Here is a 15,944-nt window from a genome sequence, read left to right on the forward strand (position 1 = left end):
TGCCCGAGGCCCGGATCCGACCTGTTCCGGTGCGTCAGGCGAGGTCGTCGGGCCCGAACGCGTCGGGCAGGACCTCGCTCATCGGCCTGACCCCGGAGACGGTGAGGACGAGCAGGTCGGGACCGCCGTTCTCGAACAGCAGCTGACGACAGCGCCCGCACGGCATGATCACGTCGCCGTCGCGGTTGACGCACACGAAGTGCGTGAGCCGGCCACCGCCGGTGATGTGCAGCTGGCTGACCAGCCCGCACTCCGCGCAGAGGGTGACGCCGTACGCCGCGTTCTCGACGTTGCAGCCCGCCACGACGCGGCCGTCGTCGACGACGGCGGCGGCACCCACCGGGTAGCCGGAGTACGGGGCGTAGGCGTGGGACATCGCCTCGACGGCGGCCTCCTGCAGCGAGGCCCATGCGGTGCCGGCGGCGTCACCCGGAGCGGCGGTCACGAGAACCCACCGCCGTCAGTCTTGCGGCAGATCATGCCCTCGACGGCAGCCCTCACGAGGACACGATAACCGTTACACAATCTTTCCCGCGTAAGGCCCTCCTGACCGACCTGATTCGGTACGGTGGCCGACTGTCGCGCGTACCCGACGGGCGAAGATTCTGGAGGAAATTGTGAACAAGATGAGGAAGGCCGCAGGTGGCGGCGCAGCCGCACTGCTGACTGCCGCCCTGCTGACCGCATGTGGCAGCGCCCCGGACGATTCCAGCGACGGCGGCGACGGAAGCACCACCGCGGCCTCGGACTTCCTGCCCTGCATCGTGTCCGACGCGGGCGGCTTCGACGACAAGTCGTTCAACCAGCTCAGCTTCGAGGGCGTGCAGCAGGCCGCTGACGAGCTCGGCACCGACTTCAAGGACGTCGAGTCCAACAGCGAGAACGACTACGCGCCGAACATCGACAGCCTGGTCTCCGAGGGCTGCGACGTCATCGTGACCGTCGGCTTCGCGCTGGCCGCGGCGACCAAGGAGGCCGCAGCCGCGAACCCGGACATCAAGTTCGTCCTCATCGACGACGCCGCGGACGGCGGCGACGACGGCCAGACCTTCGACGGCAAGGCCGACCAGCCGAACATCAAGCCCCTCCTGTACGACACCGCGCAGGCCGCGTTCCTCGCCGGCTACGCCGCTGCCGACTACTCCAAGACCGGCGTCGTCGGCACCTACGGCGGTCAGCCGTACCCGACGGTCACCATCTTCATGGACGGCTTCAAGCAGGGTGTCGACTACTACAACCAGGAGAACAGCAAGGACATCAAGGTCGTCGGCTGGGACGGCAAGAACGGTAGCTTCACCGGTGGCTTCGAGGCCAACGAGAAGGCGACCAACACCGCCAAGCAGCTCATCGACCAGGACGCCGACGTGCTCCTGCCGGTCGGTGGCCCGATCTACCAGGGCGCGCTGACCGCGATCGCCGACTCCGGCAAGGACATCGCCATGCTCGGTGTCGACGCCGACCTGTTCGAGACCGACCCGAACACCCAGGACGTCGTGATGACGTCGGTCCTCAAGAACATGAAGGTCTCGACCTACGAGGCGGTCATGTCCGCGGAGAGCGACGCCGACAACTTCGACTTCACGCCGTACGTCGGCACCCTCGAGAACGACGGCGTCGGGATCGCCCCGTTCCACAACTTCGACGGCAAGGTCAACCCCGACCTGGCCGACAAGCTCGACACCATCAAGCAGGGCATCATCGACGGCTCCATCCCGGTGAACTCCTACCTGAACCAGTGAGCCTGAGCGTCTAGCTCAACAGAATCCCGACGAGAGGGGGAAGGTCGGCCCAGCCGACCTTCCCTCTCTCGTTCTCGGCCCACCCCTCGACACTAGGATGCCGTGCCATGAAGCTCGTCCTCCGCGACATCACCAAGCGCTTCGGAACGCTCGTTGCCAACGACGCCATCTCCCTGACCGTCGAACCCGGGGAGATCCACGCTCTCCTCGGCGAGAACGGCGCGGGGAAGTCCACGCTGATGAACGTCCTCTACGGCCTCTACCAGGCCGACGCCGGAGAGATCGAGCTCGACGGCGTCGTCCAGCACTTCTCGGGCCCGGGCGACGCGATCGCGGCCGGCATCGGCATGGTCCACCAGCACTTCATGCTGATCCCCGTCTTCACCGTCGCGGAGAACGTGATGCTCGGCAACGAGTCGACCGGCTTCGCCGGCACGCTCGACGTCGACGAGGCCCGCCAGCGGGTCCAGAAGATCTCCGACCAGTTCGGCTTCCACGTGAACCCGGACGCGCTCGTCGAGGACCTCCCGGTGGGTGTCCAGCAGCGGGTCGAGATCATCAAGGCACTCTCTCGCGACGCCCAGGTGCTCGTCCTCGACGAGCCCACCGCGGTGCTCACGCCCCAGGAGACCGACGAGCTGATGCAGATCATGCGGGAGCTCAAGGAGTCCGGGAAGGCCATCGTCTTCATCACCCACAAGCTGCGCGAGGTCCGCGAGGTGGCCGACAAGATCACCGTGATCCGCCTCGGCAAGGTCGTGGGCGAGGCGGACCCGAAGGCCAGCAACGCCGAGCTCGCTTCGCTCATGGTCGGTCGTCCCGTCGAGCTGACGGTCCACAAGGACCCGATGAAGCCGGGCCCGGACACCCTCGACGTCGAGCGGCTGCGCGTCATCGATGCCGCCGGACGCGTCCACGTCGACGACGTGAGCTTCACGATCCGCGCGGGCGAGATCCTCGCGGTCGCCGGCGTCCAGGGCAACGGCCAGACCGAGCTCACCGAGGCACTGCTCGGACTCCAGGACCGGGTGGAGGGCTCGATCCGCCTCCACGGCGAGGAGCTCGTGGGACGCTCGGTCCGGCACATCCTCGATGCCGGCGTCGGGTTCATCCCCGAGGACCGCCAGACCGAGGGCCTGGTCGGTGCGTTCACCATCGCCGAGAACCTGATGCTCAACCGCAGCCACGGTGAGCCGTTCGTCCGTCACGGCACGCTCCAGCTCGAGCGGCTCGAGGGCTTCGCGAAGGAGAAGCTCGAGGAGTACGACGTCCGCGCGCCCGGCATCACGACGCTGGCCGGCCAGCTCTCCGGCGGCAACCAGCAGAAGGTGGTGGTCGCCCGCGAGCTGTCGCGCGACGTGTCCCTCCTGGTGGCCGCCCAGCCGACCCGCGGCGTCGACGTCGGCTCGATCGAGTTCATCCACAAGCAGATCGTCGCGGGCCGTGACGCCGGGATGGCGGTCCTGGTGGTGTCGACCGAGCTGGACGAGGTCGTCTCGCTCGCGGACCGCATCATGGTGCTCTACCGGGGCCGCGTCGTCGGCATCGTGCCGGCGGACACCCCGCGCGACGTACTCGGATTGATGATGACCGGTGAGCGTCCGGAAGGGGCGATCGCGTGAGCAGCGCAGTCGGAACCGAGCAGCACCCACCCACGGAGCCCGACGAGGCACCCGACCGGAATCGCTGGCGGGAGACCTTCCGGGAGATCGCCTCCGGTGGCGTGACGGTGGGCTTCCTGGCGGTGCTCCTCGCCATCGTGGTCGGGTCGGTCCTCATCGCCGCGACCGACGAGCAGGTCCGTGCGACCGCCGGCTACATCGGCGCGCGACCGGGTGACTTCTTCCAGGCGACCTGGGACGCCGTGTGGGGTGCCTACACCGCCCTGTTCCGCGGCTCGGTCTACAACACCAACGCCGTCTCGTTCGACCAGGGCATCCGGCCGCTCACCGAGACCGCGAAGTTCGCCGCACCGCTGATCGTCGCCGGCCTCGGCGTCGGTCTCGCGTTCCGGGCCGGCATGTTCAACATCGGCGGTCGTGGGCAGATGCTGATGGCGGGCGCCGCCGCGGGGTGGGTCGGCTACCAGTTCGACCTCCCGGCCGTGCTCCACCTGAGCCTGGCCCTGGTCGCCGCGATGATCGCCGGCGCCCTGTGGGCCGGCATCGCCGGTCTCCTCAAGGCGCGCACCGGCGCGCACGAGGTCATCGTCACGATCATGCTCAACTACGTGGCGTTCTACCTGGTCTTCTTCGCCCTCTCGAAGCAGAGCCTGCTCCAGGCGCCCAACTCGTTCAACCCGAAGTCGTTGCCGGTCAAGGACTCGGCGCAGCTGCCCGAGCTGTTGGGCGACCAGTACAACCTGCACCTCGGCTTCGTCATCGCCCTGGTCGCCGTGGCCTTCGCCTGGTGGCTGCTGGAGCGCTCGTCGCTCGGCTTCCGGATCCGCGCCGTCGGCCTCAACCCGGAGGCCGCGCGCGCCGCCGGCATCAACGTCGGCCGGGTCTACGTCCTGGTCATGCTGATCGCCGGCGCCCTGGTCGGCCTCGCCGGCGCGAACCAGGTGCTCGGCACCGTCACCAGCGGCATCACGGTCGACCTCGATGCGGGCATCGGCTTCGACGCCATCACGGTCGCCCTGCTCGGCCGCTCCCGGCCACTGGGCATCCTGGCCGCCGGCATCCTGTTCGGCGCGTTCAAGGCCGGTGGCTTCGCGATGCAGGCCTCGCAGGACATCCCCGTCGACATCGTGCTGGTGGTGCAGTCGCTGATCGTGCTGTTCCTGGCGGCGCCGCCGCTGATCCGGACCATCTTCCGGCTGCCCGCCAAGGAGGCGAAGTGAGCACCCCGACCAGCGAGGCCAGCATCCCGCTCCACGAGACGCCCCTTGCCGGCGTCACCACCGTCGTCGACAAGAAGGCCGCGGTCATCCTCAGCGTGATGACGGCCGGGCTGCTGCTCGTCGTGGCGTTCTTCCCGCAGGACGGCGACACCACCTTCCGCCTGGCGGTCCCCAGCGACTTCGCGCAGCTCCCGAGGGTCACCGTGCCCTCCACGCTCACGGCGTGGGTCCTGATCATCGTGTGCCTGCTCTGCGCCGGCTGGTCGATCGTGCTCTACCGCAGGAAGCTCCAGACGCCGTTGTGGCTGATGGTGATCTACTCGCTGGGGTGGATGATCGGCTTCCTGGCTTGGGCTGCCAGCGGTGGGACCATCCCGGTCGTCGGCCTCCTGTCCGGGTCGCTCGCGCTCGCCGTGCCGCTGGTGTTCGGCGCCCTCGGCGGCGTGCTCGGCGAGCGGTCCGGCGTCGTGAACATCGCGATCGACGGCCAGCTCCTGGCGGGCGCCTTCGCTGCCGCGATGATCGGGTCGGCGCTCAACTCGACCTGGGCGGGCCTGGTCGCCGCGATGGTCGCGGGCACCCTGGTCGCGCTGATCCTCGGGCTGTTCGCCATCACCTACCTCGTCGACCAGGTGATCGTCGGCGTGGTGCTCAACGTGCTCGTCATCGGGCTCACCAGCTTCATGTTCACCCAGGTCCTCGCGCCCAACGCGGAGACGCTGAACTCCCCGCCGCGGTTCACCGCGGTCGTCATCCCCGTCCTGGGCGACATCCCGCTGATCGGACCGATCTTCTTCCGGCAGTCGGCCGTCGTCTACCTGCTCTACATCGCCGTCGCGGTCGTCACCTGGTCGCTCTACCGGACCCGGTGGGGTCTGCGCGTCCGCGCCGTCGGCGAGCACCCGACGGCCGCCGACACGGTCGGCATCAACGTCATCCGCACCCGCTACCGCACGATCCTGATCGCCGGCGCGGTGGCCGGGATGGGCGGCGCCTTCTACACCCTGGTCTCGGTCCCCCAGTTCAACCGGGAGATGACCGGTGGGGCGGGCTACATCGCGCTGGCCGCGGTGATCTTCGGCAAGTGGGACCCGATCCGCGCGACGCTGGCCGCGCTCCTGTTCGGCTTCGCCTCGAACCTGCAGGGCGTGCTGTCGGTCATCGGCTCGCCGGTGCCCAGCGAGTTCATGCTGATGCTGCCGTACGTCGTGACGATCTTCGCCGTGGCCGGCCTGGTCGGACGGTCGCGGCCGCCCGCTGCGGACGGCATCCCCTACCGGAAGGGCTAGCGGTCCGGGGTCGCCGTCAGGTCAGCGCGGCGACGGCCACCCCGGCCAGCACCTTCGCGCCGATGCCGACGGACCGGTCGTCCACGCGCAGGTTGCCCTGGTGGAGGTCGTACGTCGGGCCGCCCGGCGTCCGCGTCCCGAGGCGTCCCATCGCGCCGGGCACCCGGTCGAGGTACCAGCCGAAGTCCTCCCCGCCCAGGCTCTGCTGGGTGGGGACGTGCCCCGCTGTGCCCAGCACCCGCTCCACGGCGTGACCGAGGTGCACGATCGACTCCACGTCGTTGACGACGGGCGGCACCCCGCGCTGGTAGTCGACCTGGGCGTGCACGCCGTACGGCGCGACGATCTGCTCCACCAGCAGCGGCACCAGCTTCTCGGCCTCGCCCCACGCGATGGCGTCGAGCATCCGGACGGTGCCGCCCACGCGACCGGTCGCCGGGATGACGTTGTGGGCCGAGCCGGCCCGCACGATGCCCCAGACGACGCTGACCCCGGAGCGCGGGTCGAGCCGGCGCGACAGGATCGACGGCAGCTCGGTGACGACCTTGCCGAGCGCGTAGGTGAGGTCCTCGGTGAGGTGCGGGCGCGAGGTGTGGCCGCCGGAGCCGGTGAGGGTGACGTCGAGGTGGTCGGCCGCGCCGGTGATCGGCCCCTCCCGGAGCCCGACCTTGCCGACGTCCAGGGTGGGGTCGCAGTGCAGGCCGAAGACCCGCTCGAGGCCGTCGAGGGCGCCCAGCTCGATCAGTGACAGCGCACCACCGGGCATCACCTCCTCGGCGGGCTGGAAGAGGAGCCGGACCCGACCCCGGAGCAGACCCTGCTCGTGGACGCGCCCGAGCGCGACGGCGGCGCCCACCAGCGCGCTGGTGTGCACGTCGTGGCCGCAGGCGTGGGTGACGCCGTCGACGGTGCTCATCCAGGGGTCGTCGGTCAGGTCGGGGACCGGGAGCGCGTCCAGGTCGGCGCGCAGGCCGACGATCGGGCCGGTGTCGCCGATCTCGGCGATCAGGCCGGCCCGCGGCAGCTCGGTGACCCGCCAGCCGGCCGCCCGGACGCGCGCAGCGACCAGGGCGGACGTGCGGACCTCCCGCCACGAGAGCTCGGGGTGGGCGTGCAGGTCACGGCGCAGCCCGACCAGCTCGTCGTCGCATTCGTCGACGACGGACTCGATCAGGGACGCAATCGGGGTGGAGACGGCATCGGACATCAGATCGAGATTAGTTCACCGGCTGTCGGGCCGGGCACCCGTCCAGCCCCCGACGCACAAATAGCTGCGCGGGCCCCGGCCGATCGACCGGGGCCCGCGCTCGTCTCAGGCGGCGATCAGCCGTCCGTCGGGAACTTCAGGACCGCGCCCGCGGGCGGTGCGCTGCCGTCGTTCATGAAGTCGGACTGGGTCACGTAGACGTTGCCGGCGCTGTAGTCGACGTCGCCCGGGGCCGGGATCTCCGCGAAGACCGTGGCGTCGCCTCCGAACGGCTGCTGCATCACGACGCCCGGGAAGAGCAGCGAGATGTAGGTCGTGCCGGTCGGCGAGATCGCGATGCCGATCGGACTCATCAGCCCGCCGGCCATCAAGGTGACCTTGCCGGTCGCCGGAGCGACCTGGTAGACGCTGCCGACCGGCAGCGACTCCCCGAGCGCGCCGCCGAGCGTGGTGACGTAGAGGTTGCCGTCGGGGCCGACCTCGACGTCGGTCGGGACCGGCTCACCTTTGAAGGTCTTGCCCTGGGTGCACTTCGGCAGACCGAACGCCTTGCGGATCTTCTTGGTCACGGTCGCCTTGACCGGCGGCAGGACCGCCAGGGTCCGGGTCCCGCTCGCGCTGATCGCCCAGACGGCGTTCGCGGCGGCGTCGGCGACATACGTCGTCTCGCCGGCGCTGGTCGTCGAGTACGGGTGCGACTCCTTCATGCCCTGGTAGGGGACGACGCCCCGGCGGTTCGCCTGGGGGATCGACTTCGTGCAGGACTTCGAGAGGCCGCTGATGCCGTAGGTCTGCTTGCCGTCGGGGTTGTGGGCCTTCTCGTAGGCCCAGGTGTTCGCGATCTGGGTCTGGTTGCCCTCGCCGTCCAGGGTGTAGACGCGGGCGTTGGCCGGGCCGCCCTGCGAGGTGGCCGTGAACGTGAGCGCGTTGCTGGAGTAGGACAGCCCGCCGATCTCGCGCTGCCCCTCGTCGGCGAAGATCGCCTCGGGGTCCGTCCCGGGCGTGGCCTGGGTGATCAGGCCGGCGAAGTTCTGGGACACGTAGACGGTGCCGTCGTCGGCCACGGCGACGCTGAGCGGCGAGACGAGGCCGTCGACGACCGTGTCGGGCGCGGCGGCGGTCGCCGCGGGGGCGAGGGCGGTGGCGACCAGCGCGAGCGCTGCCAGGGCCACGGGGATCAGGGGGGTGCGACGACGCATGGGCTTCCTCCGTAGGTGACTGATGTGTCGGTCAGTCTGGAGGGCCCGGTGTCCCGGGCACATGATCAGTTTGTCCCATTCGGCCCGGACGATCCGGTGTGCGTCGGGGTGGCCCGACCGGCTCAGGCACGCTCGTCGTAGGCCGCGAGGATCCGGTCGGCGGCGAGCGTGGCCGGCAGCTCGCCGGACAGCACGGCCTCGCGCACCTCCTCGCGGATCGCCTTCACGGCGGCCGAGTGGCGCAGCCGCTGGTCGAGCTCGTCGCGGACCAGCGCCCACGTGAAGTCGAGCTGCTGGCGGGCGCGCTTGTCGGCGAGGCCGCCGACGCCGAGGTGCTCCCGGTGGGAGAGCACCTGCTCCCAGACGTCGTCGACCGCGATGTCCTCGAGGGCCGAGCAGGTCACCACCGGGGGCGCCCACTCGCCGTGCCCACGCACCATCCGCAGCGCGCCGGCCAGGTCGCGGGCGGCCGCCCGGGCCTCCTGCTGGCGGTCACCGTCGGCCTTGTTGACCGCGATCACGTCGGCGATCTCGAGGATGCCCTTCTTGATGCCCTGGAGCTGGTCGCCGGTGCGGGCCAGGGTGAGGAAGAGGAACGTGTCGACCATGCCCGCGACGGTCACCTCGGACTGGCCGACGCCGACGGTCTCGACGAGCACCACGTCGTACGCCGCGGCCTCGAGCACCGCCATGGCCTGCACGGTCGCCCGCGCGACGCCGCCCAGCGTGCCCGCCGACGGGGAGGGCCGGATGTAGGCGAACGGGTCGTTCGCGAGCCGGGCCATCCGGGTCTTGTCGCCGAGCACCGAGCCGCCGGTGCGCACGCTCGACGGGTCGACCGCGAGCACGCCGACCCGGTGACCAGCGGCGGTCAGTCGGGAGCCGAGCGCCTCGATGAACGTGGACTTGCCGACGCCGGGGACGCCGGAGATGCCGACCCGCACGGCGGGCGACTGCACGCCGGAGCGCTCGCCGCCGAGCTCGACCAGCAGCTCGCGGGCGTCCGCGCGGTGCTGGGGCCGACTCGACTCCACGAGCGTGATCGCCTGGGAGACGGCGGCCCGCTTCCCGGCGCGGATGCCCTCGACCAGCGCCGCGACGTCCGGCATCAGCGCGCCATCAGTGGTGGAGCTGCTCCCGCAGCTTCGCCAGCAGGTCGAGGGCCGACTCGGCGATCACCGTGCCCGGCAGGAACACCGCAGCCGCACCCATCTCGAGGAGCGTGGGCACGTCGTCGGGCGGGATCACGCCGCCGATGACGACCATGATGTCCGGGCGGCCCTGGTCGGCGAGCGCCTGCTTCAGGGCGGGCAGCAGCGCGAGGTGGCCGGCCGCGAGCGACGAGACGCCGACGATGTGCACGTCGGCGTCGACCGCCTGCTGGGCGACCTCCTCCGGCGTCGAGAACAGCGGACCCACGTCGACGTCGAAGCCCATGTCGGCGAATGCCGAGACGATGACCTTCTGGCCGCGGTCGTGGCCGTCCTGGCCCATCTTGGCGACCAGGATGCGCGGGCGGCGGCCCTCGGCCTCCTCGAACTCCTCGGTGGCGTCGAGCACCTGCTGGAGCAGGGTGCCGTCGCCGTGGCTCGACTCGTCCCTGTACACGCCGCTGATCGTACGGATCACGGCCTGGTGCCGGCCGTAGACCTTCTCCAGCGCGTCGGAGATCTCTCCCACGGTGGCCTTGGCCCGGGCGGCATCGACCGCGAGCGCGAGCAGGTTGCCGTCGAGGGAGTCCTTGGTCGCTCCGCGTTCGGCGGAGTTGGTGAGCGCCTCGAGCGTGCGGCGGACCTCGTCGTCGTCGCGCTCCGCGCGCAGCCGCTCGAGCTTCGCGATCTGCTGGCGGTAGACGTCGTCGTTGTCGACGCGGAGCACGTCGAGCTTGTCCTCGGCGGCGAGCCGGTACGTGTTGACGCCGATGACCTTCTGGGCGCCGGAGTCGATCCGGGCCTGGGTGCGGGCCGCGGCCTCCTCGATGCGCATCTTCGGGATGCCCTGCTCGATCGCAGCGGCCATGCCGCCCGCGGCCTCGGCCTCCTGGATGTGCGCCCAGGCGCGCTCCGCGAGGTCGTGGGTCAGCCGCTCCACGTAGTAGGAGCCGGCCCACGGGTCGATCGTGCCCGTCGTCCCGCTCTCCTGTTGCAGCAGCAGCTGGGTGTTGCGCGCGATCCGGGCCGAGAAGTCGGTCGGCAGGGCGATGGCCTCGTCGAGGGCGTTGGTGTGCAGCGACTGGGTGTGGCCCTGGGTCGCGGCCATCGCCTCGATGGCGGTGCGCTGCACGTTGTTGAAGACGTCCTGCGCGGTCAGCGACCAGCCGCTGGTCTGGCTGTGCGTGCGCAGGCTGAGCGACTTGGGGTTCTGCGGGTCGAACTCGCGCACGAGCTTCGCCCAGAGCGCGCGGGCGGCGCGCAGCTTCGCGACCTCCATGAAGAAGTTCATGCCGATCGCCCAGAAGAACGACAGCCGCGGCGCGAACTGGTCGATCGTCATGCCGGTGTCGAGGCCAGCGCGGATGTACTCGACGCCGTCGGCCAGCGTGTAGGCGAGCTCCAGGTCGGCCGTCGCCCCGGCCTCCTGGATGTGGTAGCCGGAGATCGAGATCGAGTTGAAGCGCGGCATCTTCGCGGCGGTGTAGCTGAAGATGTCGGAGATGATCCGCATGCTCGGGGCCGGCGGGTAGATGTAGGTGTTGCGGACCATGAACTCCTTGAGGATGTCGTTCTGGATGGTCCCCGCGAGCTGCGAAGGCTCCACCCCCTGCTCCTCCGCTGCCGCGATGTAGAGCGCGAGCACCGGCAGCACGGCACCGTTCATGGTCATCGACACCGACATCTCGTCGAGCGGGATGCCCTCGAAGAGGGTGCGGGTGTCGTAGATCGAGTCGATCGCCACGCCGGCCATGCCGACGTCGCCGCGCACCCGCGGGTGGTCGGAGTCGTAGCCGCGGTGCGTCGCCAGGTCGAACGCGACGCTCAGGCCCTTCTGACCGGCCGCGAGGTTGCGCCGGTAGAACGCGTTGGACTCCTCGGCGGTGGAGAAGCCGGCGTACTGCCGGATCGTCCACGGCTGGGTCGTGTACATCGTCGGGTAGGGCCCGCGCAGGAACGGGCTCAGGCCGGGGAAGGTGCCGAGCGCGTCGAGCCCCGCGAGGTCCTCCGGGCCGTACGACGGCTTGATCTCGATGCCCTCGGGGGACATCCACGGCTCGCTGCTGAAGCTCTCCGGGACGCTCATGTCGGGGTCCCCGCGGAATCGCGGAGCGCCAGCGGAGCGATTTTGTGGGGTGGGATCATGTCGGCTTCTCCCCTTCGATACCGCTCGTCCCTCGCGCACTCAGGACAAGCCTCGTGCGGGTCAGGAAGTCCAGGGCGTCGACGCCCATCGCGCAGGAGTCGTCGGCCCAGTCGCGGGGCCTGCCCGCGACGATCACCCACTCGGCGCCCTTGCTCCGCAGCTCTGCCGCGGTCTCGGCACCGTGCTCGTCGTACGCGGCGTCGGTGCCGGCGACGCACACGACGCGGTGGTCGCCCGCCTCGGTCGTCAGCGCGATGCCGCCGGCGGCGAAGAGGTTGGTGGCGAACGTCGCGCGGGCGGTGTGCTGGGCGACGGTGCCGAGGGTCGCCAGGAAGACCGGAGTCGCGGGGGGCTCGTCGCGGAGCGCCTCGAAGCTGGCGCCGTAGCGGCGGACCGCGGGAGCCGTCGGATCGGGCTCGCGCGCGGGCAGCTCCTCGCCGAGGTGGGGGAACTCGGTGAGGCCGGTGATCGGGCGCTGGCGCTGGGCGATCTCGGCCTCGCGCTTCGCGACGGTCCGGGCGATGCCGGCGTCCAGCGTCTGGAGCGGGTCGGGAGCGTCGTCCAGCTCGCCGAACAGACCCCAGGCGGCGCGGGCCAGGTCGTCGGTGAGCTTCTCGACGGCGTACGAGCCGCCGGCGGGGTCGGCGACGTGGGCGACATGGGCCTCGTCGATGAGCAGGTGCGAGGTGTTGCGGGCGATCCGGCGACCGAACGCGTCGGGTCGGCCGAGCGGGCTGTCGAAGGGCAGCACGGTGACGCTGTCCGCTCCCCCGACCCCGGCGGCGAACGCCGCGACGGTGGTGCGCAGCATGTTGACCCAGGGGTCGTACTTGCTCATCATCGGCCGGCTGGTGACCGCGTGCAGGCGCATCTCGCGGGTCTCCGCGGCGCTCGTCTCGAGCACCCGCGCCCACAGCCGGCGCGCGGCACGCAGCTTGGCGATCGAGGGGAACTGCTCGTCGGTGACGGCGTAGCGGAACTCGACCAGGCCGGCCGCCTCGTCGACGCTCAGCCCGGCGCCGGTGAGGGTGCGGAGGTACGTCGCGCCCGCGGCCATCGACCAGGCCAGCTCCTGGACGTCGGAGGCACCCTTGTCGTGGACGTGCGTCGCGTCGACGACGAAGGCCAGCACCTCGGCCCGCTGCGCGGCCTTCGCGACGTCGGCCGTCGCCTCGGCGGCCGGGACGCCGAGGTTGGTGGCGGGGTGGAGCTCGCGGCCCTCGGCGTACGCGAGGAAGGCGGCGGGGTCCTGGCCGTCGAGCACGACGGGGGCGAGGTCGAGCAGCACGCCCTCGAGGAGCGCGGCCAGGTCGGCGTCGCCGCGGACCCAGAGCGAGGTGACCCCGCCCTCCAGGTCGACGAGAGCGTCCTCGTTGGTGGAGACCTGGGAGCGGATGTCCCAGTCGCCCGCGCGGGTCGGCCGGCCGCTGGTCTGGAGGTCGTCGAGGAGGTCGGGGGTGCCGAGCGGGGTGACGTCGATCCCGTCGAGCGTGGTGCGGGTCAGCTTCGCCCAGACCAGGTCGTCGGGGTCGTCCTCGCCCAGCCGCTTCGCCTTGCGAAGCACCGCCGCGGCCTGCTTCTCCCAGTCGGCCGCGGTCCAGGAGTCCTCCGGGGACGCCAGGTCGAGCGAGCCCTGCTCGGGCTCGAGCTCCGTCGGCTCGTCCAGCCCACCCTCGACAGTCATGCAGCGAACGATAAGAGCGGGGAGTGACGGCGGCTACAGAGTGTGACCTTTTCGACCGTGAACCCGATCCGGGGGTTCGGGGAACATCGGGATGGAGGACGGTGCCCCACCCGACCAGGGCCCGGACGCGATGACCCCTACCGACCTGCCCGAGGACGACGCCGCCGTCGTGGCGTCCTCGCTGACGGATCCCCCGCGGTTCGCGCTGCTCTACGACCGGTACGCCGCCGACATCCACCGCTTCGTCGCACGCCGCCTCGGCACCGGCGCGGCGGAGGACGTCACGGCCGACGTCTTCCTGGCCGCCTTCCGGGGCCGGTCCCGGTACGACGCCACCCGCCCCACCGCCCGTCCCTGGCTCTACGGCATCGCGGCCAACCTGGTCGGCAAGCACCGCCGCAGCGAGGTCCGCGGCCTGCGCGCCCTGGCCCGGACCGGCACCGACCCGGTCGCCCAGTCGTGGGTCGAGCAGGCCGACGAGCGGGTCACCGCCCAGGCGCACAGCGCCCCGCTGGCCCGGGCTCTCGCCGACCTCTCCGCCGGCGACCGCGACGTGCTGCTGCTCGTGGCGTGGGCCGACCTCGGCTACCAGGAGGTCGCCGACGCCCTGGGCATCCCGCTCGGCACGGTCCGCTCCCGCCTGCACCGGGCCCGCTGCCAGGTCCGGGCCGCCCTCACCGACCACCACCCCCACCCGCACGACACCGAGGAGGCACTGCGCCATGGATGAGATGACCCTGCTCCGCGAGTTCCGGTCGGACGCTCCCGACACCGCGCCGCCCCCCGCCGTACGCCAGCGACTCCTCACCGAGACGCTGCCCCGCTCGCCGCGACGCCCCTGGCACCTCGCGGCCGGGGCCGCGGTCGCCGCGGCCGCCGTCACGGTGGCGCTCGTGGTCACCGCCGTCGGCCCGGGCGCCTCCCCCAGCGCCGCCGAGGTGCTCGGCCTGGCGGCCCGGACGGTCGCCGCGACCCCCGTCGAGCGTCCCGCCGACGACCAGTGGGTCTACCAGAGCTACCAGTTCGCCGGACCCCAGGGCGAGGCTCCGAGCGTGCTCGGCGAGGCCTGGACCCGCTTCGACGGCACCGAGTTCGCCGACCACGCCTCTGACTCCACCCGGGTCGACGTCCAGCCGCTCGTCGACGACGAAACCCCGACCCCGGCCGAGTGGTGGGACTTCCTGACGACGCTGCCCGCCGACCCGGAGGCGCTGCTCGCGCGGCTCCGGACCGACGGCCCGGTCGACGGCGAGGGCGCCACCCAGGCGGCCCGCGACTTCGACGCCGTCACGGCGAGCCTGACCAACGCCCCGGTGCTGCCGCCCCAGGCGCACGCACGCCTCTTCCGCGCCCTGGCCACCATCCCCGGCGTCGAGATCGACGAGGACGCCGCGCCCGACCTCGCCGGCCGCGACGTGCTGGCCGTCGTCTTCACCGGTGAGACCCAGGACGGCTCGGCGGTGCGCAACCGGCACGAGCTGCTGCTCGACCCCTCGACGTACGCCTACCGGGGCGACCGGGTGACGGCGCTCGAGGACGGCACCCTGGCGGGCGGCTCGCCGGTCAGCGAGGGCGAGCGGTGGTACGACGGGGTCCTGGTCGACACCGCGGTCGTGGACCGGCCCGGCCTGACGCACTGACCGGCCCCCGGGCTCATCGCCCGGGGCCGCCCCACTGGATGACGTGGGAGTCGGCCGTCAGGTCGAGCGCGGCCTGGCGGTCGGCGATCACGCCCAGGGCCCGGACCATCCGCTCCTCCAGGGAGGCGCGGTCGCCGAGAGCAGCGAGCTTGGCGGCCTCCTCCCGGAGGAGCGCATGGAAGCGCGCGACGCCCGGTCCCTCGCCGCACACGTGGAGGTGGGCCACCCCCGCCTCGTCGACCTCGAGTCGCACACCGTGCTCCGTCACCCGTGCAGCCAAGCACCCGCCACCGACAACCCGTCCGGGAGCTCGCGCGTCCTACCGGTGACCGACTCGGGAGGAGCGTGAGGGACATGACAGAGCCGTCGAGAGGGCTCACGATCGTCAAGGCGATCGTCACCGTGGTGGTGGTGACGGTCGTCGTGGCGGCGGCGCTGGGCGGGGCGACGTACGTCGTCTCGCGGGCGCTGGTGGGGGCCATGTCCTGACCGTCCCCACCGGCGCAATTGCGCTGTTGCGACACCGATGCGGGCCCATTCGGCGTCACAACGGCGCAATTGCGCTGTTGCGGTCGGCCCCCAGCGGCCCCCGCCGTTACCCTCGCCCGGTGAAGGTGAGCTCCCCGGACGGGACGACGTGGCGGGTCAGCCGGCGCTGGGTGCCGTGGCGCCGGCGCCTGAAGGGCGCGCTCGACGGGGTGCCCGACCTCGGGATCGGCTCGCTGGGCGACGACCCGATCAGCGTGATCGTCGGGATCGTCCTGCTGATCATCCTGATCCCGTTCATCCTGCTGGCGCTGGTCGCCGGGGTCGAGCTCCTGCTGGTGCTGCTGGTGCTGCCCTTCGCGGTCCTCGGCCGGATGCTCCTCGGGCGGCACTGGACCGTGGAGGTACGCCGGGGCTGGCGGCCGTACGCCGAGGAGCAGGCGGGTGACTGGCAGGCGAGCGGGCTCCGGGTCCACGCGCTCGCCGACGACCTCCGGCGCGGCAACCCGCCGCCCCAGACGCTGAACGTGCCGAAGGGCTAGATGTACCCGGCCATCAGGT

The 15,944-nt window shown here is 71.5% G+C and carries 15 protein-coding genes; 8 read left to right on the forward strand and 7 right to left on the reverse strand.

Features of this window, described 5'->3' with window-relative positions; genetic code table 11:
- Positions 1–34: 34 nt before the first annotated feature.
- Positions 35–445 carry a cytidine deaminase gene (locus tag PD653B2_RS15370; protein WP_278247401.1) on the reverse strand — a complete coding sequence of 137 codons (411 nt, stop codon included), beginning with the start codon at positions 443–445 and terminating at the stop codon, positions 35–37.
- A gap of 181 nt (positions 446–626) precedes the next feature.
- On the opposite strand from PD653B2_RS15370, the gene PD653B2_RS15375 reads away from it, so the two are divergent.
- From PD653B2_RS15375 to PD653B2_RS15390, 4 genes are all read left to right on the forward strand, one after another.
- Complete coding sequence (locus tag PD653B2_RS15375; RefSeq protein WP_085873282.1) at positions 627–1,739, forward strand: BMP family lipoprotein; 1,113 nt, start codon at positions 627–629, stop codon at positions 1,737–1,739.
- Between the two features lie 107 nt (positions 1,740–1,846).
- Positions 1,847–3,361 (forward strand): ABC transporter ATP-binding protein, encoded by a 1,515-nt coding sequence (locus PD653B2_RS15380; RefSeq protein ID WP_085873266.1) that lies wholly within the window; start codon positions 1,847–1,849, stop codon positions 3,359–3,361.
- The gene (locus PD653B2_RS15385) at positions 3,358–4,581 is read left to right on the forward strand and encodes an ABC transporter permease (protein WP_085873267.1); all 1,224 of its coding nucleotides are present in this window, start codon (positions 3,358–3,360) and stop codon (positions 4,579–4,581) included. Before PD653B2_RS15380 ends, PD653B2_RS15385 begins: the two co-directional genes overlap by 4 nt.
- Positions 4,578–5,870 (forward strand): ABC transporter permease, encoded by a 1,293-nt coding sequence (locus PD653B2_RS15390; protein WP_242665299.1) that lies wholly within the window; start codon positions 4,578–4,580, stop codon positions 5,868–5,870. Before PD653B2_RS15385 ends, PD653B2_RS15390 begins: the two co-directional genes overlap by 4 nt.
- A 16-nt stretch (positions 5,871–5,886) precedes the next feature.
- On the opposite strand, the gene PD653B2_RS15395 is transcribed toward PD653B2_RS15390, so the two are convergent.
- The 5 genes from PD653B2_RS15395 to PD653B2_RS15415 form a co-directional block, all read right to left on the reverse strand.
- A complete protein-coding gene (locus tag PD653B2_RS15395; protein WP_085873268.1) occupies positions 5,887–7,077 on the reverse strand; it encodes an amidohydrolase in 1,191 nt (396 codons plus the stop codon).
- Positions 7,078–7,193: 116 nt separating this feature from the next.
- Complete coding sequence (locus tag PD653B2_RS15400; RefSeq protein ID WP_085873269.1) at positions 7,194–8,276, reverse strand: ScyD/ScyE family protein; 1,083 nt, start codon at positions 8,274–8,276, stop codon at positions 7,194–7,196.
- 122 nt (positions 8,277–8,398) lie between these two features.
- The gene (gene meaB, locus PD653B2_RS15405; protein ID WP_085873270.1) at positions 8,399–9,385 is read right to left on the reverse strand and encodes a methylmalonyl Co-A mutase-associated GTPase MeaB; all 987 of its coding nucleotides are present in this window, start codon (positions 9,383–9,385) and stop codon (positions 8,399–8,401) included.
- Positions 9,386–9,395: 10 nt separating this feature from the next.
- The gene (gene scpA, locus PD653B2_RS15410; RefSeq protein WP_085873271.1) at positions 9,396–11,513 is read right to left on the reverse strand and encodes a methylmalonyl-CoA mutase; all 2,118 of its coding nucleotides are present in this window, start codon (positions 11,511–11,513) and stop codon (positions 9,396–9,398) included.
- A gap of 55 nt (positions 11,514–11,568) precedes the next feature.
- Positions 11,569–13,257 carry a methylmalonyl-CoA mutase family protein gene (locus PD653B2_RS15415; RefSeq protein WP_085873272.1) on the reverse strand — a complete coding sequence of 563 codons (1,689 nt, stop codon included), beginning with the start codon at positions 13,255–13,257 and terminating at the stop codon, positions 11,569–11,571.
- A 91-nt stretch (positions 13,258–13,348) separates the two neighbouring features.
- Here PD653B2_RS15415 and PD653B2_RS15420 point away from each other — a divergent pair, with 91 nt between their 5' ends.
- Both PD653B2_RS15420 and PD653B2_RS15425 read left to right on the forward strand, forming a co-directional pair.
- The gene (locus PD653B2_RS15420) at positions 13,349–13,987 is read left to right on the forward strand and encodes an RNA polymerase sigma factor (protein WP_085873273.1); all 639 of its coding nucleotides are present in this window, start codon (positions 13,349–13,351) and stop codon (positions 13,985–13,987) included.
- Positions 13,980–14,897 (forward strand): CU044_5270 family protein, encoded by a 918-nt coding sequence (locus tag PD653B2_RS15425; protein WP_133058864.1) that lies wholly within the window; start codon positions 13,980–13,982, stop codon positions 14,895–14,897. Before PD653B2_RS15420 ends, PD653B2_RS15425 begins: the two co-directional genes overlap by 8 nt.
- A gap of 13 nt (positions 14,898–14,910) precedes the next feature.
- Here the strand turns inward: PD653B2_RS15425 and PD653B2_RS15430 are convergent, their stop codons facing one another.
- Positions 14,911–15,165 carry a hypothetical protein gene (locus PD653B2_RS15430; RefSeq protein ID WP_133058865.1) on the reverse strand — a complete coding sequence of 85 codons (255 nt, stop codon included), beginning with the start codon at positions 15,163–15,165 and terminating at the stop codon, positions 14,911–14,913.
- 86 nt (positions 15,166–15,251) lie between these two features.
- On the opposite strand from PD653B2_RS15430, the gene PD653B2_RS25910 reads away from it, so the two are divergent.
- The gene (locus tag PD653B2_RS25910) at positions 15,252–15,386 is read left to right on the forward strand and encodes a hypothetical protein (RefSeq protein ID WP_278247402.1); all 135 of its coding nucleotides are present in this window, start codon (positions 15,252–15,254) and stop codon (positions 15,384–15,386) included.
- Between the two features lie 119 nt (positions 15,387–15,505).
- Positions 15,506–15,925, forward strand: a complete 420-nt coding sequence (locus PD653B2_RS15435) for a hypothetical protein (protein WP_085873276.1) — start codon at positions 15,506–15,508, stop codon at positions 15,923–15,925.
- Positions 15,926–15,944 lie beyond the last annotated feature (19 nt).

The sequence above is a fragment of the Nocardioides sp. PD653-B2 genome (genome assembly GCF_002117935.1).
Classification (GTDB): Bacteria; Actinomycetota; Actinomycetes; order Propionibacteriales; family Nocardioidaceae; genus Nocardioides.